This window comes from Photobacterium lutimaris (assembly GCF_003025555.1).
GTDB classification, from domain to species: domain Bacteria; phylum Pseudomonadota; class Gammaproteobacteria; order Enterobacterales; family Vibrionaceae; genus Photobacterium; species Photobacterium lutimaris.
In genome coordinates this window covers 659,551-683,752 of sequence record NZ_PYMH01000002.1, presented here as the reverse complement: position 1 = coordinate 683,752, position 24,202 = coordinate 659,551, and the positions used below count along the sequence as shown (strand labels likewise).

The window sequence follows — 24,202 nt, the reverse complement described above, 5'->3', positions numbered from 1 at the left end:
GTGGTTTTACCCGCTGTTTTTACATTAGTTTTACTGAGCTTAATGGTAATCAGGCGCGGCAACAGGTATGCTTTCGAACAGTTTTTATAAGGATGGTATCTTTCTAATCTATGTTTCATCCCGTCTCGTTTTTTATCGGTCTGCGTTATCTCAGAGGACGTTCTGGTGATAGGTTCAGCCGTTTTGTTTCATATATGTCGACCGCGGGTATTACCGTTGGAGTGCTATCTCTGGTAACGGTACTGTCTGTGATGAATGGCTTTGAGCAGCAACTCAAGGAACGGATCCTTGGGGTGATGCCCCAAGCTGTGATCTCGACCCACGATGGCCATCTTACCCGCACAGAACACCCTCCCGAAGCGCTCACCGCGATTCCCTATGTTGACATGGTGTCACCACTCACCCGTAGCGAGGCGATTTTGCAAAGCGCCAAGTCACTGGCTGCCGGTATGATGCTGGGTGTCGATCCTGAAGCCTTTGAACCTGTTGGCTATTACATAAACCATGGCGATATCATGGATTTGGAAGCGGGCAGCTATAAGGTGATCCTTGGCCAAAGCCTGGCCAATCAACTGGGCGTCAAAGTGGGTGACAAGGTACGTTTGATGGTCACTAGCGCCAGCCAGTATACCCCGCTCGGACGAATTCCTAGCCAGCGAAACTTTGAAGTCGCGGGCTTATATAACACCGGCTCGGATGTTGACGGCCAGATCATGTTGACCCATATCGAGGATGCTGGGCGGTTGTTACGACTCAAGCCGGGCGAAATCACAGGATGGCGCTTGTTCGTCGATGATCCGTTCGTGGTCGCCGATCTTGCCAACCAGCCTTTACCTGAGGGGATGACCTGGTCTGACTGGCGTGAACAACGCGGTGAGCTTTTCCAAGCCGTGAAAATGGAAAAGAACATGATGGGCTTGATGCTGGGGCTGATTATCGGTGTCGCCGCCTTCAATATTATTTCGGCCTTGATCATGGTGGTGATGGAGAAGCAGGCCGAAGTGGCTATTTTAAAAACGCAGGGCATGAGCAGCCGTCAGGTCTTGTTAGTGTTTATGGTGCAAGGCGCCAGTAGCGGCGTGATCGGCGCGATTATTGGGGGAGTATTGGGTACCTTATTGGCACTAAACTTGAATTCTTTGCTCACTGTTGTTGGGGTTGATTTGATCACCGCAGGCGGTCAGCTACCCATAGTAATTTCACCATTGCAGATTACTTCCGTTATTGTCGGCGCGATTATTTTAAGTTTGCTGGCGACTGTTTTTCCTTCCTACCGGGCGGCATCGGTTCGCCCAGCAGAGGCACTTCGTTATGAGTAATGCACTATTGGTTTGTCAGGGCCTGAGAAAAGTCTATCAAGAAGCCCAGCTTGAAACAGAGGTGCTAAAAGGGGTCGGTTTCCATCTTGATGCTGGCGAGCTGGTTGGTATTGTCGGCGCATCAGGCTCGGGCAAGAGTACGCTGTTGCATTTACTCGGGGCGTTGGATGATCCGACCGAGGGCGAAGTGTTCTTCAAGGGACAAAAGCTCAATGCCATGAGTGCCAACAAGCAGGCCAAACTGCGCAATCAGGAGATTGGTTTTGTCTATCAGTTCCATCACCTGCTGGCCGATTTCAGCGCGCTGGAAAATGTGGCTATGCCATTGCTGATCGGTGGGGTTGCCGCGAATAAAGCTCGGGCACAGGCCCACAGTATCTTGGAGCTGGTAGGGCTTGGCCACAGGCTGGAGCACCGTCCTTCCGAGCTCAGTGGCGGTGAGCGTCAACGAGTTGCGATTGCAAGGGCGTTGGTCAACAAACCGTCTCTGGTATTGGCCGACGAGCCGACGGGTAACCTGGATCATAAAACCGCATTGGAAATCTATGATTTGATGCGCAAGCTCAACAAGGAGTCGGGTACGGCCTTCTTGGTCGTGACCCATGATAATGAGCTGGCTGGCAAACTTGATCGTTGCATGCATATGCTGGATGGTGAGTTGCAGCTGGTAGAGGTGGCTTGATGTTTCGACCACTTTCTCTTTTTATCGGCAGCCGCTTTAGCCGCGCCAAGCAGCGAAACCGGATGGTTTCGTTTATTTCGATTTCATCAACCCTGGGGATAGCGGTAGGTGTTGCCGTTATCATCATAGGTTTATCGGCGATGAACGGATTTGAACGTGAGTTGCAAAACCGGGTCCTGTCGGTGATCCCCCATGGCGAATTGGAGGCGGTGACGCCGCCGTTTGAAGACTGGCAGCCGGTGCTCGATATCGTCGAACAGCATCCGAGGGTGACCGCTGCAGCCCCGTACATCCAGTTTACGGCGCTGCTAGAGAAAGGTAACAGCCTCAAGGCCGTGGAAGTGCGTGGCGTTAACCCTGAGAAGCAACGTGACGTCAGTGTGTTGCCACAGTTTGTCAAAGACAATGCTTGGGATCGTTTTGAAGCGGGTAAGCAGCAGGTCATTCTGGGCCAAGGTGTAGCAGACAAGCTGGGTATCGGCGTTGGAGACTGGATCACCGCCATGATCCCCAACCCAGACCCAAGCCTGAAGCTCAAGGCGCCGCATCGTATCCGGCTTCAAGTTGCGGGCCTGCTTGCGTTGGCGGGACAGATTGACCATAACTTTGCCCTGGTACCTCTGCAAGACGCCCAAGGGTATTTGTCGATGGGCGAGGGGATCACCGGTATTGAGCTGAACGTCGACAAGGTCTTGGATGCCCAAAGTATCGTCCGTGAAGTCGGTTTTACCTTACCGGTTTATGTGTACCTGAAGAGCTGGAACCAAAAGTACGGTTACCTTTACCGAGATATTCAAATGGTACGCACCATTATGTATTTGGTGATGGTACTGGTGATTGGGGTCGCGAGCTTTAATATTGTATCGACCTTGATGATGGCGGTGAAAGACAGGGCGGCGGATATTGCGATATTGCGCACCATGGGGGCGACAGATCGGTTGATCCGCGCCATTTTCATTTGGCACGGTGTTTTATCGGGTATCGTGGGTAGCTTGGTCGGTTCGTTGCTGGGCTCCTTGGTGGCCGTTAACCTTACTACCTTGATTAAAGGCCTGGAAACCTTGATTGGCCACCAGTTCTTGTCTGGCGATATTTATTTTGTCGATTTTTTGCCGACGCTACTGTCGATGCAAGATGTGTTGCTGGTGACCGCGACTGCGGTGATTTTGAGTTTCTTGGCAACCTGGTACCCGGCCAAGCGAGCAGGGGCACTTCAGCCTGCAATGGTATTGAGTGCCAAATAAGTGGTGTTTTCCCTGAAGGGTGATGATTTGAGTCCTTGCTTTGGCAAGTCGTCAATGAAATCACGCTTTGGGGGGAGATCGCCTTTTGGCTGAGCCAGCGAAAGGGGGTTGCACCAACCTGCCACCTACTTCACTAAGTCGACAGATATAGTTGAGTCCGACTGATCATCGGGCTAAAAAAAACCTCGCAGCGGCGAGGTTTTTTTATTTTAGCTGTCAAAAACTATATTTGCCCAGAACTATTTCAGCATACGGAAGCGGCGTTTTTGCCAGCTTCTTACCACAGAGTAGCGCCACAGGCCACGGATACCGAAGTAGCCGATAGCTGAAAAGAATACGGCACAAACGGCACAGCCCAATAGGAAAGGAGGGCCAATCTGATTCATTTGGTGCAGCAAAAACTCCCAAGACAATTCGAAGTGGAAAGCTTGGTGTGGTGTATTCATGATCCAGGCCCCAACCTTGTATGCGCCATAAAACATGACAGGCATAGTAATTGGGTTGCTGATCCATACCAAACAGACCGAAAGAGGCAAGTTGACGCTGAAAAATATGGCGATGCCGGCAGCCATGATCATTTGACTGGGGAGGGGGACGAACGCCATAAACAAACCGACCGCAAATGCGCCAGACGCCGAACGGCGATTAAGGCACCACAAATTTGGGTTATAAAGCACGTTGCCAAATATCTTCAACGCCTTTTGGCGTTTGATGACATCATGGCTTGGCATCATTCGTTTAATTACTTGTCTTGGCATTGTAATTCTTTTGTTCACAGGCAGGCTTGAGATGAACAAAAGCGCTGCCGGGGTTGCACTTGGACTGCTATCGCTTCACTTTTGGCTGGCATTGCCAACCTATCATGGTTTTATTACAGCCTTAATGATAGGCAGTGTAGTGTGTTTCTATTTCCGATGGCGACTTTTGATCTACGTCGGCATCGGTGCTTGTTTGGCGAATCTCGCCGCAACATCCTATCTAAAAAACGTCCAACTGGCTTTGATTGAGCCGAGGAATATTACCATAGTTGGGGAAGTTAGCAGCCTATTAAATCATAAGAAATTAGATACTTTGTTTGATTTTGTAACGTCGGAATTACCTCAGTCAGGTTTTCGTTCAAGCAAAACACTGCGTTTAAGGCTCAGTTGGCAAGATCAGAATAATATCCCGGTGATGAAGCAAGGCGAACATTGGCAACTGCAAGTTCGATTGCGGCCACCGCATGGCCGCGTTAACAGCGCCGGCTATGACAGGGAGCGGCAGTTTGTTAGCAAAGGGATCCACGGGGTAGGTGTCGTGATCAGTGGCGTTCGCTTAGCCAGTGGCCAACACACTTTGGCGAGTCTTCGCCAAATGGTGTTCGATCGTGCGTTGGAACATACCGAGAGCCTCAGCCACCAAGGGTACCTATTGGCCCTGGGCTTTGGCTACCGTGGGGCACTGGAGGCACGCGATTGGGGGCTATTGCGTGACAGTGGCCTTGCCCATCTGATGGCAATTTCCGGATTGCATATTGGCCTGGCTATTATGCTGGGGTGGTGGAGCGGGGGTGTTTTGCGAAACCTTTTTGGGGATTGGCCAAACGCGATATGGCTACCCTTGTGGCTGGGGTTGACCACTGGAGCGCTATACGCATGGCTTGCTGGGTTTACCCTGCCGACGCAGCGAGCCTTGTTGATGAGCTTGGTCGTACTGGTGTTACTGCGGTTCAGGGTTGTCTGGCCGGGGTGGCAGATTTTGCTATTGGTTTTTACCGTTAGTCTGGCGTTGGACCCGCTAGCCTCTTACAGCGCGGGATTTTGGCTTTCATTTGCGGCGGTCGCGGTGATCGCTTTGGCACATGCTGGTGGCGTAAGGTTCGAGGAAAGCTCAGCGTTGAAGCTTCACCAAAGGTGGCTGGGCAAATGGCGGGCACTGCTGTTGCTCCAGTTATCATTGCTCGTGTTGATGCTGCCGGTGCAGTGGTTGTGGTTTGGTGGTTTTTCACCTTGGGCCCCTTTGGTGAATTTACTGGCTGTGCCCTGGGTCAGTATGACCACGGTGCCTTTGGTGTTAGCTGCTATTGTGTTATCTCCCGTGGAACAAGTGGCTATGGTGTGTTGGCAATGGGCGAACATGACACTGTCGCCGGTGCTTTGGATCGCTGAATGGGCTCGTGGTGGCTGGTGGATGTTAGCCGACAGAACCGGGAGTTGGGTATTGGCGATAGCGGCAATGTCAGTTTTGCTTTGGTTGCTGCCACTGAGGCGCTTTGCCGCTTTGCTCGTTGTGCTTTCGAGCGTGGCTCTATTGTGGAATCAGCCATTCGCACCAAATGGCAGGCAAGTCACGGGAGTGGATGGTAAGCAGGAGCACTTTAAAACGTCTGAGCCATGGCAGGTTGACTTGCTCGATGTCGGGCATGGTTTAGCGGTATTGATATCAATCCACAATCGCAGCGTCCTTTACGATACCGGTAACCGCTGGCCGGGCGGGTCTATCGCTCGTTCAGTCATTGAACCGGTATTGAAACAGAGAGGGCAAGCGACACTGGATGGCTTAATACTGAGCCATGCTGATAGTGATCACGCCGCAGGGGCCGACTATTTGGTGGACACTTTTGAACCGGTATGGAAGCGAAGTAGTGATTATCGCGAGGATTATCTCGCTTGTGTACGCGGAGAACAATGGCAGTGGCACAGCTTGAGTTTTCGCGTGCTGTGGCCACCCAAGCGAGTGACGCGAGCGGCTAACCCTCACTCTTGTGTCATCGAAGTCAAGCAAGAGGCGGGGGCATCCTTGCTTCTGACCGGGGATATTGATGCCATCTCCGAGCTGTTATTGGCCAGGCTGGAACCTAATCTGTCACCGGATATCCTACTGGTACCGCATCATGGCAGTCGCAGTTCGTCTACAACCACCTGGCTAGAGCAAATGGGCTGGCTTAACAAGATGGCTCCCAAATATGCACTGGTCTCGGTTGCACGGTTTAATCCTTGGAATTTACCCTCCAGGGATGTGCACCAGCGCTACCTAGACAACAAAAACGTTAGCTGGCTATCTACTGCTGAATCAGGCCAGATCTCACTGCTTATTAATGATCAAGACGTAGACGTTGTGCGGTATCGCCAAGATCGAAAAGCGGCGTGGTTCAGGCCCGTATTGCCAGTACGGTAAATGCTATATGGTTAATTGATGATAATGGCTGTTTGAAAATCAAACAGTCTTTGGCGTTGGTCGATGAACTTATTTGGTCTCCGGCATTTATGCGAGTAGAATGGGAAAATTGACTTTAAGAAAAAATGGTTTCCATGACTACTTCGAACGATCAAACCACTTGGGAGACGTTTAAGCGACTGTGGCCTTCAATTAGCCTTTACAAAGCCGGTTTGGCTGTCGCTATTGTTGCATTGATTATTAATGCTGCAAGTGATGCATTGATGCTCTCGATGATTAAGCCACTGATGGATGAAAGCTTTGGTGGAATCGACGGTATCGAGTCGAATTTCCTGGCTATGATGCCAATTTACTTGATGGGGCTAATGATCCTCCGTGGCTTCAGTGGCTTTGTTTCTACCTATTGCCTTGCATGGGTCTCTGGCAATGTGGTGATGAGCATGCGCCGCCAGATGTTCAACCACTTCATGAAAATGCCAGTCGGTTTTTTCGATAAAGAATCTTCGGGCAAATTACTTTCGCGTATCACCTATGATTCAGAGCAAGTTGCGGCTGCAACCAGTAACGCGATGGTCAGTTTGGTGCGTGAGGGGGCGAGCATTATTGCCCTGATGGCAATCATGTTTTATAACAGCTGGCAGTTGTCTGCAATCCTGCTGGTGATTGCACCTGTGGTTGCCCTCAGTATCCGTGTGGTCTCCAAGCGTTTCCGCCGCATCTCCAAGAATATGCAAGATGCGATGGGGTCAGTGACATCGTCTGCCGAACAAATGCTGAAAGGCCACAAGGTGGTCCTGAGCTATGGCGGTCAGCAGGTTGAGCAGGAGCGCTTTGAGCAAGTGAGCAACCGGATGCGTCAGCAGACGATGAAGCTGGTATCGGCTCAAGCGATTGCTAACCCCGTCATTCAGGTTATTGCCTCTATGGCATTGATCGTTGTGCTGGTTCTGGCCAATACTGAGTCGCTACGCGAGTCTTTGACGCCGGGTACTTTTGCTCTGATCTTTGGTTCTATGTTTGGTTTGATGCGCCCGCTTAAGGCGCTTACCAATGTGACGTCGCAATTCCAACGCGGTATGGCGGCCTGCCAGACCTTGTTTGGCCTGATGGAACTGGAAACAGAAAAAGATAACGGTCAGTATGAAGCCAAGCGAGTGAATGGTGATATCCATGTCAAGGATGTGACTTTCACTTATCCGACCAAAGATTCCCCAGCGTTGAGATGCGTGAACTTTGATTTGCCAGCCGGGCAGACCTTGGCTTTGGTGGGGCGTTCCGGTTCGGGCAAAAGTACCATTGCCAACTTGCTCACCCGCTTCTATGACATTGACTCGGGTAGTATTACAATCGATAACCATGACATCTGTGATTACAAGCTTTCCAATCTGCGTGAGCAGGTTGCTGTTGTGTCGCAGAACGTTCACCTGTTTAACGATACCGTCGCCAACAATATTGCTTATGCAAGCGGTGAAGCATACAGCCGAGCAGACATTGAAAAAGCGGCTGAGCTTGCTTACGCCATGGACTTTATCAAAGGCATGGACAATGGCCTGGATACCATGATTGGCGAGAACGGTGTGAGCCTGTCAGGCGGCCAGCGCCAGCGTATCGCAATTGCCCGCGCCTTGCTGCGAAATGCCCCAGTGCTTATCCTCGATGAGGCAACCTCTGCCTTGGATACCGAATCAGAGCGTGCAATTCAGTCTGCGCTGGACGAATTGCAGAAAGATCGAACGGTGCTGGTTATTGCCCACCGTCTGTCGACCATTGAAAACGCTGATCAAATTCTAGTGGTTGATGATGGTGAAATCGTTGAGCGCGGTGTGCATGCTGAACTGTTGGCGCAAGATGGCGCTTATGCCCAGCTGCACCGTATCCAGTTTGGTGAGTAGTGGCTGGGTAAGCCATGGATTGGGTGCATCATGTCATCAGTAATTGAAAAGATCTGGTTTGAGGACCACCCGGCAGGAGCGATTCTAAAGCCTCTCCTGTGGCCTCTGAGTAAACTGTTTGGCGTCATCAGTCAACGTCGCCGCAGGCAATATCAAACAGGCCAGAAAGCGGTATATCGCCCATCAGTGCCGGTTGTGGTGGTGGGCAATATTACAGCGGGTGGCAATGGTAAGACGCCTGTTGTCATTTGGCTGGTTGAGCAGCTCAAGGCGGCAGGGCTCAGGCCCGGCGTGGTCTCTCGGGGCTATGGGGCCAAGGCGCCGCATTACCCGTACTTGGTTAATGCCCAGAGCACCACGGCCGAAGCCGGGGATGAGCCAGTGTTAATATCCCGCCGTACCGGTGTGCCTGTCGCCGTATCGCCCAAGCGCGCCGAGGCTGTGCAATTGATCGAACCGGATGTTGATGTGATCATTACCGACGATGGCCTGCAGCACTACGCGCTGGCAAGGGATATCGAAATTGTGGTGATTGACGGCCAGCGCCGGTTTGGCAATCAACAATTGATCCCGATGGGGCCACTGCGTGAAGGCTGCGATCGCTTGCAGGATGTGGATTTTCTGATTTGTAATGGCGGCAACGCCGATGGCACTGAAATTCCGATGCAGCTGGTACCATCTGATTTGGTGAACCTCAAAACGGGTGAACGTCTAGGTGCGGCTAAGCTGCAAGGTGATATCGTCGCCATGGCAGGGATTGGCCATCCGCCACGATTTTTTAATACACTAGAACAGCTCGGTGTGACACCGGTGAAGTGCCAGCCTTTTGCTGATCACCAGGCATTTTCCGAGCAACAATTACAACAGCTGTCCGCGCCAGGCCAGCACCTCGTCATGACAGAGAAAGATGCGGTGAAATGCCACACTTTCGCTCAGCCTAATTGGTGGTATTTACCGGTCGACGCCGAGATGCCCGCCGAGCAGGCTGATAGCTTGATTAACCGGATTATTAAGGTAAAGGAAGAGTATGGATCATCGTCTGCTTGAAATCGTTGCGTGCCCAGTATGTAAGGGAAAATTGAACTTCGATAAAGACAAAAATGAGCTGATCTGCAAGTTTGATCGTCTGGCATATGCTATTAAAGATGGTATTCCTGTATTGCTTGAGCCAGAGGCGCGTACTCTAAGCTCGGAAGAGGTGAAATAATGTCTTTTACGGTGATTATACCTGCTCGTTATCAGTCATCACGCTTGCCGGGTAAGCCGTTGGCTGATATTGCGGGCAAGCCAATGATTCAGTGGGTTTATGAGCAGGCTAGCAAAGCGGGAGCCGAGCAAGTCATTGTCGCGACTGACGATCAGCGCATTGCCGATGCGGTGAAGGCGTTTGGTGGCGAAGTCTGCATGACCCGCGATGATCATGAATCTGGCACCGAGCGTTTGGCTGAAGTGGTGGCGAAATATCAATTGGCTGATGACCATATTGTGGTCAACGTGCAGGGCGACGAACCACTGATCCCGGAAAGCATTATCCGTCAGGTGGCCACCAATCTTGCTGGCAGCCAGGCGCCGATGGCGACATTGGCGGTTGAGATTGACCATGCCGATGAAGTGTTTAACCCTAACGCGGTGAAAGTGGTCACTGATAAAGATGGCTATGCGCTGTATTTCAGTCGTGCCTCCATTCCTTGGGACCGCGATAACTTCGCCAAGCGCCCGCAGGAAGTCCATCAAAACCTGATGCGCCATATTGGTATCTATGCCTACCGTGCAGGCTTTATCAATACCTATATCAACTGGGAGCCGAGTGCGCTGGAGAGAATCGAAGCGCTGGAGCAGCTTCGTGTGCTTTGGTACGGCGAGAAAATCCATGTTGAGGTTGCTATTGATGCACCACCTGCCGGTGTTGATACACCGGAAGATTTGGAAAAAGTGCGCCAACTGGTTGGTGGATAAAAAATAGAATGAAAAACGGGAGAGCCTTGGCTCTCCCGTTTTGATCGCCACCTATGAGTGGGTGATAACCTCGTTGGTTTTGCGGCTAAACAAGCGTTGCCATCTCACCGGCATCATGGGTACCACAATCAGCAAGATCCCCATTACCGTGAGTAGATCTGGGATTTCATCAAACCACATCACGCCAAAGGCCGTTACAAACACCAACCCTGAATATTCCGCCAGTGCTATCTGACCAGCCGCGGCTTTCTTATAGCCGATGACGACCAAGGCGTGGTAACCCAAGACAAACAGGTTTATCGCCATTATCCAACCGACATGGTGCCACTCGATGGCAGCCCATTGCGGTACAGCGAGTGCTAACGATAGCGGCAGGGTCATTACCCCAGTCCAGAACAAGGTCGACACCAAATGCTGCTCTTGCGGCAGTTTGCGGATCAAAATATTTCCTAGCCCCATGGCCAGTGCACTTCCTAGCCCGACGATAGCAGCCCAGTGAAAATGCTCGGGACGCAGAACAACCAACACACCGGCAAAACCAATACAGGTGGCAATGACTTTTGCTTTGGGTGGCGTCTCCTTTAGCAAAAAGACAGATAACGGCAGCATCAGTAATGGCCCGACATAGAACATCGCATTGGCGGTTGCTAGAGGCAGGAAGGTAATGGCGACCATGGCACAGGCGCTGCCCATCAGAATGAGCTGGGCTCGCCAAAAGGCAATTTTGCAGCAGCCTTGTTTACGTTTTGCCTGCGGCAGTGCCAGCCAGAATGGCAAAAGCATGATAACGCTGAGTAGCTGCCGGATGAAAACATACTGAAAGGTGGGGACTTCACCGTTGAGGATTTTCAGGGAAACATCCGAGAAAGACGCCAGCAAGTTGGCGGCAACGAGAAGGACAATCGCTTGGTTAACTGGATTACGCATTGAGACTCAGTGGTAAAAGTGGCTAAGTTAGAAAACACTTCTGCCATATTGTATGGCAAGTGGCCGTATTCTACCGATTAAGGCTGAAAATTCACTGAGTATTTGCCGATATTTTCAATTAGGCATTTTTTTACTCTGGTTCATATGACAAAAAAGCCACCCGTTTTCGTGGGTGGCTTTTCACTTTCCAGAATGCTGTATCTGTTTTACGCTGTCGCCGTTTTCTCTTCGATATCATCGTCAGAGTCGAACACGGTATTGTCAGCTTGGCCTAACACTCGAGAAGTAATGGTACCGGCAGTCATCGCACCGCTAACGTTGACTGCAGTACGGCCCATATCAATCAATGGTTCGATTGAGATAAGCAGACCGGCAAGTGCAACTGGCATATCAAGGGCAGACAGCACAATCAGCGCGGCAAAGGTTGCACCGCCGCCCACACCGGCAATACCGAATGAGCTGATGGTGACAATGGCAATCAGGGTCAGCATGAAGCCAGGGTCGAGCGGGTTGATACCCACCGTTGGCGCAATCATCACTGCCAGCATCGCAGGGTATAGGCCAGCACAGCCGTTTTGGCCCATAGTGGCGCCGAAAGACGCCGAGAAGTTTGACACTGCATCGCCGTTACCCAGTTTTTTCACCTGCGTTTCAACGTTGAGCGGAATCGTACCGGCACTTGAGCGTGACGTGAATGCAAAGGTCAGTACCGGCAGGATCTTCTTCAGGTAACGGATTGGGTTCACACCAACGAAGGCCACGAGTACCAGATGCATAACCAGAATCAGACCAAGGCCCACGTAAGAGGCCACCACAAAGTTAATCAGGCTCAGGATATCGTCGTAGTTCGATCCCGCAACAACTTTGGTCATCAGTGCCAATACACCATACGGTGTTAGGCTAAGTACCATGCGAACCAAGGTACGTACCACTTCCTGAGCGACATTGATGAACTTTTCGAAGCTGGCACCAAGCTCAGGCTGGGTGCGGATCACCGTCAGGCCTGCGACGCCGATAAAGGCTGAGAAAATCACCACCGCAATGGTCGAGGTTGGGCGACTGCCAGCGAGATCAGCAAATGGGTTGGCTGGGAAGAAAGAGATAATCATGTCAGCAAAAGACATCGCTTCTACCGAGGTCAGGCGGGTTTCCAGCATTTCACCACGGGCAATTTCGCGCGCGCCCTGAACAATACCTTCCGCGCTCAGGCCGAACATACTGCTGATCAGAATACCAATCAGTGCGGAAGCCGCTGTGGTCGCGAGAAGGATACCGATGCTCAGCCCGGAGATTTTACCCAGCGAGCCGGAGTCTTTAACTTTGATGATGGCACCAATGATAGAGACAGTGATCAGCGGCATGATGATCATCTTCAACAAGCTGACGTAGCCTGCGCCAACAATATTGACGTATTCCAGTGTGTCTGCGATGACCTTGCTGCCGCCACCATAAATAAGCTGCAGCGCACCACCGAATAGAACGCCGAGCCCCAACGCGGTAAATACACGCTTTGAAAGGGTTTGTTCTGTTTTCTGTTGTTTTACCAACAGAGCAATAATAATGGCGAAGGCCGCCAAGTTGAGTATTTGGAACATCGAACCTAATCCTACCGTTATTAACTCGCAATTCCGTTTTGCTGAGTCATCAATCACTAATTGGCTGCAATAGTATGTTGTGAGTCGCAAAACCTGAACCGGTTTTGGTGGGTTTTGTTATGAGAATTTGGCATTTAATAAAACCAAAAAGAATAAAGCTTAGAATGTGAGCGAAATGTTCGGTTTTATGCGGAAAAATGCTTTCAAACTTAAGAGTTTAGGGAGCCTGGTCGCTGTGATGGGAGACGGCATTTTGCACTGCCGGCCCTGGGGGCCGGCAGCATGGGAAGAGATTATTGCGCAGTGTCCTCATCGGGATTATGGCCAGCGTTCAGGGTGCGTAACTGTTGCCACCAACGACCGAGTGTTTCATGCCAGTAGCGTTCGGTTTGTTCGAGGTATTTGGCTTGCGGACGGTAGCGCTCCCAGGGTTGCTCTACCTTGTTGCTGGCGAGGAAGTTGGTTGGGGCGGCCGTCGGGGTCAGACCGACTTGATAGAACTCGTCCATGGCTCTATTCATATGGCTGGCTGATGTGACGACAACCAATTTATCATCACCAACAACAGAAGCGGCCTGGAAGGCCTCTTCCCAGGTATCTTTCGCTGTCTCTAACAGCAAAATATCGTTCTTGTTGACCCCGAGCGCCAGAGCGACCTTCGCCATCATGCGAGCTTGGCTGATGTCGGTGCCACCGCCATAGCCAGAGAGAATCAGTTTTGAGCCCGGGAACAGACGGTGGATCCGCATGCCTTCATTCAAGCGCATCAAAGCCGTACGTGAAAGCTGTGAAGTGATCGGCATTGCATGATCAATCACATGGCCACTCCCCAGTACCATGACATAATCTACCGATTGGCCTGATGGTACATAAGGCGGATACGCCTTTTCCAGTGGACGCAGTAAGCTGGTTGCTATCGGTTGGAAAGAGACGAGAAAGATCCCCAAGAAAGCAAAGCTAATGAAAAAGGTTGCCAGCCCCTTGCGGCGGGTAAACCAAAGTAATAACAACCCAAATAAGCCGAGTATAAGCAAGGCTGGCAGGGGCATGAGTAACGCAGAGACAATTTTTTTTAGTTCAAACATGCAATGTAGTCCGAAAAATCAGCAGTTGAGCTCGAAAAAGCACCACAAGCCTTTATTCCTTTATCGCTTGTGAGAAAATAAGCCACATTTTTAGAACCGCTATCATAACGTAAAGCTGACGTGATCGAAGATCGAAATTTTGACGACTTAGCGCAAAAATTTGCAAAAAATATTTACGGCACTGGCAAAGGCCAGATCCGCCAAACTGTGGTTTGGGAAGATCTTGAGCAAATTTTAGCCCTATTGAAGAGCGATAAACCATTGCATCTCCTAGATGCAGGTGGGGGTGTTGGCCAGCTGTCGCAAAAAGTGGCAGAACTAGGGCATCACGTTACTTTGTGTGATCTTTCTAGCGAAATGCTGAAGCTAGCAGAGCAAGATATTGCTAAAAACGGCTTGCTTAATCAGTATCGTTTAGTTCACAGCCCGGTACAGGAGATTGGTGAACACTTAGATAGTAAGTTGGATCTGGTTCTGTTTCATGCAGTGATGGAATGGTTGGCCGATCCGCAGGCTGCGCTGGAGTACCTTTTGGAGCAGGTGAGGCCGGGCGGTATTATTTCCGTTATGTTCTACAACTATAACGGCTTGCTGTTTAAGAATCTGATTTGTGGCAACCTGACCCATATCGAAGAAGGTATGCCGCATAGAAAGCGCTTCAAGCTACAGCCACTGCAAGGGATCAAACCTGACGAGGTGTATAGCTGGCTTGAAAATGCAGGTTTCAACATTCTGGGTAAGACCGGAGTACGCACCTTCCACGACTATATGCAGACAACCATGGTCGGGGATTACAGTTTTGAACAGGTACTGGCGATGGAGCAAAAGCTTTGCCGTCAGGAACCTTATTTGTCTCTGGGCCGATATATTCATGTTTACGCCCAAAAGCCGTTAGCAGGCCCAGAGGCTGATAAATACAAAAGCAATAAGGACAACGGATGAGTGAAGTAACCCAGACCGTTCCCGAGTTGGTCAGTTGGGTTAAGCAGCATGAATTCGAGCTTAACCTGCCAACCGAGCGGCTGGCGTTCCTGTTGGCGATTGCTGTGTTGAGCGGCGATCGTTTTGACGAAGAATTAGGAGAAGGTGAACTGATTGATGCATTTCGCATTGTGAGCGACTTGTTCGAGCAGACACCAGAAACCGTGGCCTTCCGTGCCAACAACGCCATTAATGAGTTGGTTCGCCAACGCCTGATTTCCCGATTTACCAGTGAGATCAACGACGGTGCAAGTATTTACCGTCTGAGCCCACTGGCCCTTGGGATCACCGATTACTATGCCCGCCACCGCGAGTATTCAACGCTGAAACTTTCCATTCAGCTCGCCATGGTTGCCGATGAAATTAACAAGGCAGCCACAGCAGCACAGGAAGGAGGCGATGAACGACACTGGCGGCAGAATGTCCATGCGGTACTGAAGTACTCAGTCGCTGAGATCTTTGACCGGATTGATCTCAACCAACGCACCATGGACGAGCAGCAGCAACAAGTTAAGCAAGATATTGCCGAGCTTCTGAACCAAGACTGGCGAGCAGCGATCAGCAGCTGTGAAGTGTTGCTGAATGAAACCTCAAGCACCCTGCGTGAGCTGCAAGACACCTTGCAGGCTGCGGGTGACCAGTTACAAACCCAGTTGTTGATTATCCAAGAAGAAATTCAGGGTAACTCGGACTTGGAGTTTGTCGATGCAATGGTATTCAACTTGCAAGCCAAGCTGGATCGCATCATTAACTGGGGCCAGCAGGCGATTGATTTGTGGATTGGTTATGACCGTCACGTTCATAAGTTTATCCGTACGGCTATCGACATGGACAAGAACCGTGCCTTTAGCCAGCGCTTGCGCCAGTCGGTGAAAGATTACTTCGATGCACCATGGGTACTGACTTACGCCGATGCCGAGCGCTTGCTCGACATGCGTGATGAGGCACTGGTTTTGCGTGATGACGAAGTGACCGGGATCGTACCGGAAGAAATGGAATTTGAAGAGCTGGATCTGGTTAACGACCAACTGGCTGAACAAATTGCCGCGATGTTGCAGGCCCATAAAGAAACCGGCGCTGCGATTAACTTGAGTTTGCTTCTTAAAGATTATTTGGCTCAGCACCCATACGCCCAGCATTTCGATATGGCGCGTTTGGTGATAGATCAGGCGGTAAGGCTGGGTTATTCCGAGTCGGATTTCAATGCCATCCAGCCTGATTGGGAAGCTATTAATGACTATGGAGCCAAGGTACAAGCAAATGTCATTGACAAATATTGAAGAATTTATGCCTGAAAAGCTGGCCAAGGCAATTGCCAACCCGCTTTTCCCGGCACTGGATAATGCCCTTCGCTCGGGTCGTCATATCTCCAGCGAAGATTTGGATAACCACGCCCTGCTGATTGAGTTCGAGCAGGACCTGGTGATGTTTTACAAGCGCTATAACGCCGAATTGGTGCGTGCGCCGGAGGGGTTCTTTTACCTGCGTCCGCGCTCGACATCATTGATCAGCCGTTCGGTGCTGACTGAGCTAGATATGCTGGTGGGCAAGGTACTGTGTTTCCTTTACCTCAGCCCTGAGCGCTTGGCACACGAAGGTATTTTCAGCAATCAAGAGTTATTTGACGAGCTGATGCAGTTAGCCGATGAGAAGAAGCTAATGAAGCTGGTGACTCACCGTGCGACAGGTTCTGATCTTGATCGGGAAAAGCTGTTCGACAAGACCAAGACTTCTCTGCGTCGCCTACGACGCCTTGGTATGCTCATCCCAATCGGTGAAAACGGTAAGTTCCGTATTAGCGAAGCGGTGTTCCGTTTCGGTGCCGATGTCCGTGTCGGTGATGATATGCGTGAAGCGCAAATCCGCCTGATCCGTGACGGTGAAGCGGTGGTTGTCCATCAGCAGGAGCCTAGCCAGTCGAGCTTGCTTGACGCTGACGACGCATCAGATAAAGAGTTAGACAAAGCCGGTTTGGAGGATGAAGTCTGATGGAACGCGGTAAGTATCAATCGTTGACCATGGTCAACTGGAATGGCTTCTTTGCCCGTACATTTGATATCGATAACTTGGTCACCACGCTATCTGGCGGTAACGGTGCCGGTAAGTCGACGACCATGGCGGCATTTATTACGTCCCTTATTCCGGATCAGAGCCTACTTCATTTCCGTAATACCACCGAAGCGGGGAGCTCGAATGCTTCACGTGACAAGGGGCTGCACGGTAAGTTGAAACCGGGTACCTGCTACTCGGCTCTGGATGTGGTGAACTCGAAGAACCAACGTATTATTTTTGCGGTAAAACTGCAGCAAGTTGCTGGTCGTGATAAGAAGGTGGATATCAAGCCATTTATCATCCAGGGCTTGCCATCGCATGTTAAACCGACGGAAATCCTGGTTGAGACGCTGTCTGAAAATCAGGCACGTGTTCGTCAAATCAACGAAGTGAAAGAGTTGGTGACTAGCGAGTATGAAGGCGTGGTGTTCAAAGCCTTCAACTCAGTGACTGATTATCACGTCCAGATGTTCGAATTCGGTGTGTTGCCGAAGAAACTGCGTAATAGCACCGACCGCTCGAAATTCTACCGCCTGATTGAAGCCTCGCTTTACGGCGGTATCTCCAGTGCCATTACTCGCTCGCTGCGTGACTACTTGTTGCCACACAACAGCGGTGTCAAAAAAGCGTTCCAGGATATGGAAGCGGCGTTGCGCGAAAACCGCATGACACTGGAAGCGATCAAGCTTACCCAGAGTGACCGTGATCTGTTCAAACACCTGATCACCGAAGCGACAAACTACGTGGCGGCGGATTACATGCGCCATGCTAACGAACGTCGCCAGAAGCTGGAGAAAACGCTGGGTTTGCGCGGCGAACTGATGGGCTCTCGCAAAAACTTGGATGATCAGCAAACGTCGCTGACCAATATGACCGCAGAGCTGGATGAACTGACCGAGCGTGAAGGTGCGCTGGAGCAGGATCACCAAGCGGCATCTGATCACTTACAGCTGGTACAAACTGCCGTGCGTCAGCAGGAAAAGATTGAACGCTACCGTGAAGATCTCGAAGAGCTGACCGAACGCTTGGAAGAGCAGGTGATGGTGGTTGAAGAAGCCGCTGAACAGCTTGCCATGGCGGAAGAGCAGTCGCTACTGACTGAAGAAGAAGTTGATAGCCTGAAAACCCAGCTCGCTGACTACCAGCAGGCGCTGGATATGCAGCAAACCCGTGCCCTGCAATACCAGCAGGCGGTACAGGCGCTGGAAAAAGCCCGTGATATTACCGGCGAGCACCAGATGCTGGCCGATCAGGCTGTGCCTTATCTTGCTCAGCTTAAGCAGGATCAAGAAACCCAGACCACAGCATTGCTTGCCCTTAAGCACAAGTTGGACATGTCATCGGCTGCCGCACAGCAGTTCGATAAAGGCTTACAGATTGTTACCACCATTGCCGGTAGCATCGAACGTTCACAAGCCGGCAGCAAAGCCCGTGAACTGATTGCCAAAGCCCGACAGCTGGGCGCAATCACCGAGCGTAGTGATCAGCTGAAAGCCCAGTACCGTGACCTTGAGCGCTCGGTGCGTAATCAACGCCAGGCCCTTGAACTTGCGGAAACCTATACCAAGCGTTTTGCTGTCCAACTTGACGGTGAACTCGCGCTGGCTGAAGAGCAGGCCCGCCATGAAGCAACGCTGGAAGAGCTTGAGCAACAGCAGGAGACCCTGGTCGAGCAGCGTAATGACCTGCGTCGTCAAGAGCAGCAGCTGACCAGTCAGATTTCGACGCTAGAAGCCGCAGCTCCGGCGTGGATCGCCGCCTCCGATGCATTGGAAAAATTGTCTGAGCAATCTGAGCGCGAGCTATACGATAGCCAGGCGGTGATGGACGCCATGCAGCTGACACTGGACAAAGAGCGCGAAGCTTCTGCGACCCGTGACAAGCTGGCTGTTCGCAAGCAGCAAATTGAGCTCGATATCGAGCGTCTAGCCCAGCCGGGTGGCAGTGATGATTCCCGTTTGCGCGCACTGGCAGATACCCTGGGCGGCAGTTTGTTGTCAGAAATCTATGACGACATCACCTTGGCCGATGCCCCGTACTTCAGTGCCATGTACGGTCCTGCGCGTCACGCCATCGTGGTGCCGGATCTCAAAGGTATCAAAGAAAAATTAGTGGCGCTGGATGACTGTCCGGACGATCTGTACATCATTGAAGGTGATACTGACTCTTTCGACGACAGCGGTTTTGATGTCGACGAGATGGAAGGGGCGGTATGTGTCCATCTTAATGATCGCCAGTTACGTTATTCTCGCTTCCCGAAAGTGCCGTTATTTGGCCGTGCCGCGCGTGAGCAACGCCTTGAGCACTTGCGTGAAGAACGTGAGCAGCTGGTTGAAGATCATGCCAAGGCTGCATTCGATTCACAGAAACTGCAACGCTTGTACCAGAGCTTCAACAGTTTTGTCGCAACCCATATGGGCGTGGCATTTAATGATGATCCGGAAGCGGGGCTGAAAGTAGCGCGCGACAAACGTAATCAGGTGAGCCGCCAGCTGACCGATTCGCAAGCACAAGAGCAGCAGCAACGCAGCCAGCTATCTGCAGCCCGTGAAGCGTTGGCACTGTTGGGTAAAATTAACCCGCTGGTTAACTTGCTGGAAGATGACACTTTGCAGGCTCGCTTTGATGAAGTGCAGCAGCAGCTGTCACAGCTTGATGAGGCTCGCCACTACCTAGACCGCAACGGTAAAGCGATTGTTGAGCTGGAATCTTTGGTGACCGCGCTGGATGCGGACCCGCAGCAGTTTGACGCACTGCAGATCAGCTATGATGACGCTGACAAGCAGTTGCAAGCGTTAAAAGCCAAGATCTTCGCTGTGGCTGATTTGGCTGAGCGCCGTCACCACTTTGGTTATGCCGATTCAATCGACATGCTCAACAAGAGCTCCGAGCTTAACGAGCAGCTCAAAGCCAAACTGGCATCGGCTGAACGTGAGCGTAACCGTTGCCGTGATGCCCTGAAGCAGACTCGCTCACAGGCTAACCAGTATAATCAGCTGATGGCTTCGCTGAAGAGCTCGCATCAGGCTAAGTTGGAAACCGTGCAGGAATTCGAGCGTGAGCTTCAGGAGTTGGGTGTCCGGGCTGATGTTGAAGCCGAAGAGCGTGCGCGCCTTCGCCGTGATGAACTGAACGAGCGTCTACATACATCTCGTACCCGTCGTAGCCAGCTGGAAAAAGGCATCACGTCTGTAGAGCTGGAAATGAAAGGGCTGGTGAAGCGTTTACGTAAGGTAGGCAAAGAATACCAAGATATCCGTAAACTGGTTGTGACCGCGAAAGCGGGCTGGTGTGCCGTATTGCGCTTGGCCCGTGAAAGCGATGTCGAACGTCGCCTGCACCGCCGTGAAATGGCGTACATGTCGGCTGACGAACTACGTTCATTGTCGGATAAATCTCTGGGTGCGCTTCGTTTGGCTGTCGCGGATAACGAGAACCTACGTGACGCGCTGCGTGCATCGGAAGATGTGTCTCGTCCAGAGCGTAAGGTACTGTTCTACATTGCCGTATACCAGCATCTGCGCGAGCGTATTCGTCACGACATCATTCGCACCGACGATCCGGTTGAAGCGATTGAAGAGATGGAAGTGGAACTGGCGCGTCTGAGCGAAGAACTGACAGCACGTGAACAACGTCTGGCGATCAGCTCTGATTCGGTCGCGAACATTATTCGCAAGACCATCCAGCGCGAGCAAAACCGTATCCGTATGCTCAACCAAGGTCTGCAGAACATAGGCTTTGGCCAGGTTAAAGGTGTGCGCCTGAACGTGAAGGTACGTGAGACGCACGAGCAGCTATTGGAAGGTTTGGCTGATCAGCAGGACCAGCATCAGGACTTGTTCGGTAATCACCGCCTGTCATTCTCAGAAGCGATTGCTAAACTGTTCCAGCGCCTAAATCCGCATATTGATGTTGGTCAGCGCTCACCGCAGATCATGGGTGAAGAGCTACTGGATTACCGTAATTACCTTGAGCTGAGCATCGAGGTTAACCGTGGCACAGATGGTTGGCTACAGGCCGAGTCGGGTGCGCTGTCTACTGGTGAAGCGATCGGTACCGGTCAGGCAATCCTGTTGATGGTCGTACAGAGCTGGGAAGAAGAGTCTCGCCGCTTGCGCGGTAAAGATATCATTCCATGTCGCTTGTTGTTCCTTGATGAGGCCGCACGATTGGATGGCAAGTCGATTGCAACTCTGTTCGAGCTGTGTGATCGTCTTGATATGCAGTTATTGATTGCAGCACCAGAGAACATCAGCCCAGAAAAAGGGACTACCTACAAGCTGGTACGTAAGATCTTCAAAGATCGCGAACACGTTCATGTTGTTGGCCTGCGTGGCTTTGGTCAGGAGTCGAAAGCCCCTGCCAATATCCAAACCATGCTGGAGTTGGACCCGGTGTAACCGGCTACAAGCTGTTTTCTATTTAGTAAAGCCGGTCTAACGACCGGCTTTTTTCGTCTTGAACATAAGAAGTTTTTCTCATTACTTAATTACCCTAACGATAAATTTTTTGCCCTTCCATATCCGCCTAAAATTTTAACTGTCAGATTCGGCCACTTGTCAGCTTGATCACAGTAGGGCTTTTGCTAGCTGTCTTGCTTTGTTCAGGTATGACGCACAAATACATAACCAAACACTAAGCGGCCAGCATATTGGTTTGGTACAGGCCAGATTTTATTTTGTCGTAGGGGTGATGACATGAAAAAAATAATTTTACCAGTGCTCGCCACGCTCATTGTGGCCGGGTGTAGTGATTCAGATGGGGCTGCCTCCTTAGCAAACAATGATGCAGCAGCTAATCAGGATGACGGTTCAGTACCAGTATCGGTGGATGTGTCTATGCCACCCAACGAGGTACCAAAGGGGGCAGATGATCTTCAGGCATGTGTGGCGATTGACGCTGTAGAGGTCACAAATTTAGCCGGCACTATTATTGAGTGGACCACAAAAAGTATGACTGACCCTTATGGGGTTAACTCGACGCAATGTATACCTGAGGATTCTGATATTCCGGTGGATAATGACGGTTATCCGAAGTTTATCGTTATCGATTTGTACGATGTAACGGGTGTTGATCTGGTCAATCTGATTTCAGAACAACTGCTGCCGGTAGGTGAATATACCGGTATGGCACTTTCAATCCTGCAAGGTAGCTACGGTGATTTCCTCGATACCCCTTACTCTTATGTCGGTAATCCGGTCGACAAGATGAAGATGGATATCGTTGATGATCTGACCTTTGATGGCTTGGATATCAACATTGATGTGCCAACTACTTTTACGATGACGTTTGATCTGAAGAGTATGCTTCAGCTCATTGAGCAAGCCTATTACCTGAAAAGTGAAGGCTTCAAGGTGGTAGACAATATCACGGCAGGTACCCTGTTTGGTGATATCGATGTGTCATCGTGCACCACGTCGGCAAAAGATGCGTATGTGTATCTCTACGAAGCGAACTCTCCCGAATATGGTGATTTAGGATCAGACTATCCTCCAGTTAAAACAGCGAAGGTAGGCGACGACAATACCTATGAAATGCAGTACGTGCCGGAAGGTGAATATGATGTGGTTTTAGTGTGTGATGCACTGTTGGATCTACCCAATGAAATCGATTTGGATATCGACCTTGACGGCGATAGAGCCTATCACCAAGGACAGTACATCAGCGCTGGTGAAAAACATTACCGTAACCTATAGCAACCTATCAATGATGTAAGCTCTTAAATAGCAGACATAATATGAACAACAGCCAGACATTGTCTGGCTGTTGTCATATCTAGGGGGGTAAAACATAACGCCCACATATTGTTCTGTCATCAAGCTGATATTCAGCTAATCTCCGTACCTTATAGACTATAGAAATCGGATCCATATCTCATTTTTGATTTCTGACATTATTTTTTTGTGAGCGTTAAGTTGCTGACAGAAATAATATTAACCTCGTGTGTCACTCTTTCTGGCCTCCGCTGCCTCTTTTTTAGTGGTTGTTTTTTGACCGCTACTTCTTTAAATTCCCTACCCATAAACCGCAAATGCTTTGAAAGAGACCGAGATATGCCAGTTACGAAGACCCTGAAAAAAGTTGTATTCGGTGCCATTTTCGGCCTTGTTGCTATGGGTGCAACAACAACCCATGCTTCTATTACCACATCTCCTGAGCACCACTTGCTATCAACCCTGAACTATGTCGAGCTTGAAGCTGAGCAGGGCGATAAAAATATGCAGTTGTTCCTAGGACGAGCGTACCTTGAAGGGAGTAACGGCCTGAAAGCCGACCCGCTAAAAGGTATGTACTGGTTGGAAAAAGCAGCGGTAGATATGCCAGAAGTGAAAACCCTGATTGGCGATTTGTTCAAGAATGGTGAGCTACTGCCTCGTGATAACCAGCAGGCATTGCACTGGTACAGCGCCGCTGCCAATGAAGGTGATGTACCAGCAATGGTTGAGCTAGGGATGTATTATGCCTCTGGTGCGACGGGCTCAACCGATTGTGCAAACGCTATCAAGTGGTTTAACGAAGCGGCAAATGGCGGTTCGTTGGAATCAAAGCGTAACCTAGTTTGGCTGTATGCGACTTGTTCGGACGAGCGTATGCGTGACGGCGAACGTGCGTTGAAATTAGCTAAGCAGGTATTGAGCCGTAACGGTACCGGTGATGCGGGTGATTACGATAACCTTGCCGCGGCCTATGCCGCCTGTGGTGAGTTCCGCCGCGCGATAGAAGCCCAGCAAACGGCGATGGGTAAGTTGGAAGAGTCAAACGGCCAGCGTTATGCAAACTTTGAACAGCGCTTGAAGCTATACCAGCAAAACCAGACTATCTACAGCGCTTCACTGTAATAAGCGGATAAAGCTAGAACAAAATAAAAAAAGGTGCCAGTTGGCACCTTTTTTTGTGTCATTTCATCGCCCTTGCCACCAAGTAGATTTTTAGTTCAACAACCTCTTCGTGATTCCTTAGCAATTTCAGGTCCAGTTTCAATCCTTAACTATACTTACACAAATTAGCTCTTAAGAGTGATACCAACCGATATCAGTACTAGGTCAGTACCTTACTTAAGAGACAGATAAGAAGTGTAAAAGGAAAGAAGCAATGAGCAACTCTGAACCCGTCAGTGATAAAGAGAAAGCCAAATATGAATGGCGATCTTTTTTGTTTATTACCATCTTCTTGTTCCCCATATTAGCCGTTGCCATTGTTGGTGGTTACGGATTTATCGTTTGGGCGATGCAAGTGTTTTTCCTTGGGCCTCCCGGCCATGGGTAATGTCGATTGCCGAGATATGAACGCCATGGCAATGAGCAAAGGAAGAG

The 24,202-nt window shown here is 50.6% G+C and carries 19 protein-coding genes; 15 read left to right on the top strand and 4 right to left on the bottom strand.

The features are described 5' to 3' along the window. Positions 1-110 precede the first annotated feature (110 nt). The 3 genes from lolC to lolE are packed head-to-tail and all read left to right on the top strand — an operon-like array spanning position 111 to position 3,245. Entirely contained in the window at positions 111-1,319 is a 1,209-nt protein-coding gene (lolC, locus tag C9I99_RS08620) for a lipoprotein-releasing ABC transporter permease subunit LolC (protein ID WP_107348436.1), read from the top strand. Then, on the top strand, positions 1,312-2,001 hold the full coding sequence (gene lolD, locus C9I99_RS08615; protein ID WP_107348435.1) for a lipoprotein-releasing ABC transporter ATP-binding protein LolD: 690 nt from the start codon (positions 1,312-1,314) through the stop codon (positions 1,999-2,001). The genes lolC and lolD overlap by 8 nt, the downstream gene beginning before the upstream one ends. Continuing rightward, positions 2,001-3,245, top strand: coding sequence for a lipoprotein-releasing ABC transporter permease subunit LolE (lolE, locus tag C9I99_RS08610; protein ID WP_107348434.1), 1,245 nt, complete (start codon positions 2,001-2,003; stop codon positions 3,243-3,245). Before lolD ends, lolE begins: the two co-directional genes overlap by 1 nt. Positions 3,246-3,484: 239 nt before the next feature. On the opposite strand, the gene C9I99_RS08605 is transcribed toward lolE, so the two are convergent. Continuing rightward, a complete protein-coding gene (locus tag C9I99_RS08605; protein WP_107348433.1) occupies positions 3,485-4,003 on the bottom strand; it encodes a DUF2062 domain-containing protein in 519 nt (172 codons plus the stop codon). 31 nt (positions 4,004-4,034) lie between these two features. On the opposite strand from C9I99_RS08605, the gene C9I99_RS08600 reads away from it, so the two are divergent. From C9I99_RS08600 to kdsB, 5 genes are all read left to right on the top strand, one after another. After that, positions 4,035-6,401, top strand: coding sequence for a DNA internalization-related competence protein ComEC/Rec2 (locus tag C9I99_RS08600; RefSeq protein WP_107348432.1), 2,367 nt, complete (start codon positions 4,035-4,037; stop codon positions 6,399-6,401). A gap of 134 nt (positions 6,402-6,535) precedes the next feature. Continuing rightward, complete coding sequence (gene msbA, locus C9I99_RS08595) at positions 6,536-8,293, top strand: lipid A ABC transporter ATP-binding protein/permease MsbA (RefSeq protein WP_107348431.1); 1,758 nt, start codon at positions 6,536-6,538, stop codon at positions 8,291-8,293. 30 nt (positions 8,294-8,323) lie between these two features. After that, positions 8,324-9,340: a tetraacyldisaccharide 4'-kinase gene (gene lpxK, locus C9I99_RS08590; protein ID WP_107348430.1), complete on the top strand. Its 1,017-nt coding sequence runs from the start codon at positions 8,324-8,326 to the stop codon at positions 9,338-9,340. Then, a complete protein-coding gene (locus C9I99_RS08585) occupies positions 9,321-9,500 on the top strand; it encodes a Trm112 family protein (RefSeq protein WP_107348429.1) in 180 nt (59 codons plus the stop codon). The genes lpxK and C9I99_RS08585 overlap by 20 nt, the downstream gene beginning before the upstream one ends. Further along, complete coding sequence (gene kdsB, locus C9I99_RS08580) at positions 9,500-10,249, top strand: 3-deoxy-manno-octulosonate cytidylyltransferase (protein ID WP_107348428.1); 750 nt, start codon at positions 9,500-9,502, stop codon at positions 10,247-10,249. Before C9I99_RS08585 ends, kdsB begins: the two co-directional genes overlap by 1 nt. 51 nt (positions 10,250-10,300) lie before the next feature. Here kdsB and C9I99_RS08575 read toward each other — a convergent pair whose 3' ends face one another. From C9I99_RS08575 to elyC, 3 genes are all read right to left on the bottom strand, one after another. Further along, positions 10,301-11,176: a DMT family transporter gene (locus C9I99_RS08575; protein WP_107348427.1), complete on the bottom strand. Its 876-nt coding sequence runs from the start codon at positions 11,174-11,176 to the stop codon at positions 10,301-10,303. Between the two features lie 206 nt (positions 11,177-11,382). Beyond that, positions 11,383-12,771 carry an L-cystine transporter gene (locus C9I99_RS08570; protein WP_107348426.1) on the bottom strand — a complete coding sequence of 463 codons (1,389 nt, stop codon included), beginning with the start codon at positions 12,769-12,771 and terminating at the stop codon, positions 11,383-11,385. Between the two features lie 293 nt (positions 12,772-13,064). Continuing rightward, positions 13,065-13,856: an envelope biogenesis factor ElyC gene (gene elyC, locus C9I99_RS08565; RefSeq protein ID WP_107348425.1), complete on the bottom strand. Its 792-nt coding sequence runs from the start codon at positions 13,854-13,856 to the stop codon at positions 13,065-13,067. A gap of 120 nt (positions 13,857-13,976) precedes the next feature. Between elyC and cmoM the strand changes: the two genes are divergently transcribed. The 7 genes from cmoM (at position 13,977) to torE (ending at position 24,155) form a co-directional block, all read left to right on the top strand. Then, positions 13,977-14,798, top strand: a complete 822-nt coding sequence (gene cmoM, locus C9I99_RS08560; RefSeq protein WP_107348424.1) for a tRNA uridine 5-oxyacetic acid(34) methyltransferase CmoM — start codon at positions 13,977-13,979, stop codon at positions 14,796-14,798. Further along, positions 14,795-16,117 (top strand): chromosome partition protein MukF, encoded by a 1,323-nt coding sequence (mukF, locus tag C9I99_RS08555; RefSeq protein ID WP_107348423.1) that lies wholly within the window; start codon positions 14,795-14,797, stop codon positions 16,115-16,117. Before cmoM ends, mukF begins: the two co-directional genes overlap by 4 nt. After that, positions 16,098-16,826, top strand: a complete 729-nt coding sequence (gene mukE / locus C9I99_RS08550; RefSeq protein WP_107348422.1) for a chromosome partition protein MukE — start codon at positions 16,098-16,100, stop codon at positions 16,824-16,826. The genes mukF and mukE overlap by 20 nt, the downstream gene beginning before the upstream one ends. Continuing rightward, positions 16,826-21,289: a chromosome partition protein MukB gene (mukB, locus tag C9I99_RS08545; protein WP_107348421.1), complete on the top strand. Its 4,464-nt coding sequence runs from the start codon at positions 16,826-16,828 to the stop codon at positions 21,287-21,289. Before mukE ends, mukB begins: the two co-directional genes overlap by 1 nt. A 297-nt stretch (positions 21,290-21,586) precedes the next feature. Beyond that, positions 21,587-22,585, top strand: coding sequence for a membrane lipoprotein lipid attachment site-containing protein (locus C9I99_RS08540; protein ID WP_107348420.1), 999 nt, complete (start codon positions 21,587-21,589; stop codon positions 22,583-22,585). A gap of 357 nt (positions 22,586-22,942) precedes the next feature. After that, a complete protein-coding gene (locus tag C9I99_RS08535; RefSeq protein WP_107348419.1) occupies positions 22,943-23,728 on the top strand; it encodes a tetratricopeptide repeat protein in 786 nt (261 codons plus the stop codon). A gap of 253 nt (positions 23,729-23,981) precedes the next feature. After that, the gene (gene torE / locus C9I99_RS08530) at positions 23,982-24,155 is read left to right on the top strand and encodes a trimethylamine N-oxide reductase system protein TorE (RefSeq protein WP_107348418.1); all 174 of its coding nucleotides are present in this window, start codon (positions 23,982-23,984) and stop codon (positions 24,153-24,155) included. The last annotated feature ends 47 nt before the right edge of the window (positions 24,156-24,202 follow it).

What these genes read in the sequence shown, in the direction of transcription:
- mukE (WP_107348422.1), top strand. Translation starts at nt 16,098, where the DNA reads ATGTCATTGACAAATATTGAAGAATTTATGCCTGAAAAGCTGGCCAAG.
- C9I99_RS08540 (WP_107348420.1), top strand. Translation starts at nt 21,587, where the DNA reads ATGAAAAAAATAATTTTACCAGTGCTCGCCACGCTCATTGTGGCCGGG.
- lolC (WP_107348436.1), top strand. Translation starts at nt 111, where the DNA reads ATGTTTCATCCCGTCTCGTTTTTTATCGGTCTGCGTTATCTCAGAGGA.
- elyC (WP_107348425.1), bottom strand. Translation starts at nt 13,856, where the DNA reads ATGTTTGAACTAAAAAAAATTGTCTCTGCGTTACTCATGCCCCTGCCA.
- C9I99_RS08600 (WP_107348432.1), top strand. Translation starts at nt 4,035, where the DNA reads ATGAACAAAAGCGCTGCCGGGGTTGCACTTGGACTGCTATCGCTTCAC.
- C9I99_RS08535 (WP_107348419.1), top strand. Translation starts at nt 22,943, where the DNA reads ATGCCAGTTACGAAGACCCTGAAAAAAGTTGTATTCGGTGCCATTTTC.
- kdsB (WP_107348428.1), top strand. Translation starts at nt 9,500, where the DNA reads ATGTCTTTTACGGTGATTATACCTGCTCGTTATCAGTCATCACGCTTG.
- C9I99_RS08575 (WP_107348427.1), bottom strand. Translation starts at nt 11,176, where the DNA reads ATGCGTAATCCAGTTAACCAAGCGATTGTCCTTCTCGTTGCCGCCAAC.
- torE (WP_107348418.1), top strand. Translation starts at nt 23,982, where the DNA reads ATGAGCAACTCTGAACCCGTCAGTGATAAAGAGAAAGCCAAATATGAA.
- C9I99_RS08585 (WP_107348429.1), top strand. Translation starts at nt 9,321, where the DNA reads ATGGATCATCGTCTGCTTGAAATCGTTGCGTGCCCAGTATGTAAGGGA.
- lolD (WP_107348435.1), top strand. Translation starts at nt 1,312, where the DNA reads ATGAGTAATGCACTATTGGTTTGTCAGGGCCTGAGAAAAGTCTATCAA.
- msbA (WP_107348431.1), top strand. Translation starts at nt 6,536, where the DNA reads ATGACTACTTCGAACGATCAAACCACTTGGGAGACGTTTAAGCGACTG.
- mukF (WP_107348423.1), top strand. Translation starts at nt 14,795, where the DNA reads ATGAGTGAAGTAACCCAGACCGTTCCCGAGTTGGTCAGTTGGGTTAAG.
- C9I99_RS08570 (WP_107348426.1), bottom strand. Translation starts at nt 12,771, where the DNA reads ATGTTCCAAATACTCAACTTGGCGGCCTTCGCCATTATTATTGCTCTG.
- C9I99_RS08605 (WP_107348433.1), bottom strand. Translation starts at nt 4,003, where the DNA reads ATGCCAAGACAAGTAATTAAACGAATGATGCCAAGCCATGATGTCATC.
- lpxK (WP_107348430.1), top strand. Translation starts at nt 8,324, where the DNA reads ATGTCATCAGTAATTGAAAAGATCTGGTTTGAGGACCACCCGGCAGGA.
- mukB (WP_107348421.1), top strand. Translation starts at nt 16,826, where the DNA reads ATGGAACGCGGTAAGTATCAATCGTTGACCATGGTCAACTGGAATGGC.
- lolE (WP_107348434.1), top strand. Translation starts at nt 2,001, where the DNA reads ATGTTTCGACCACTTTCTCTTTTTATCGGCAGCCGCTTTAGCCGCGCC.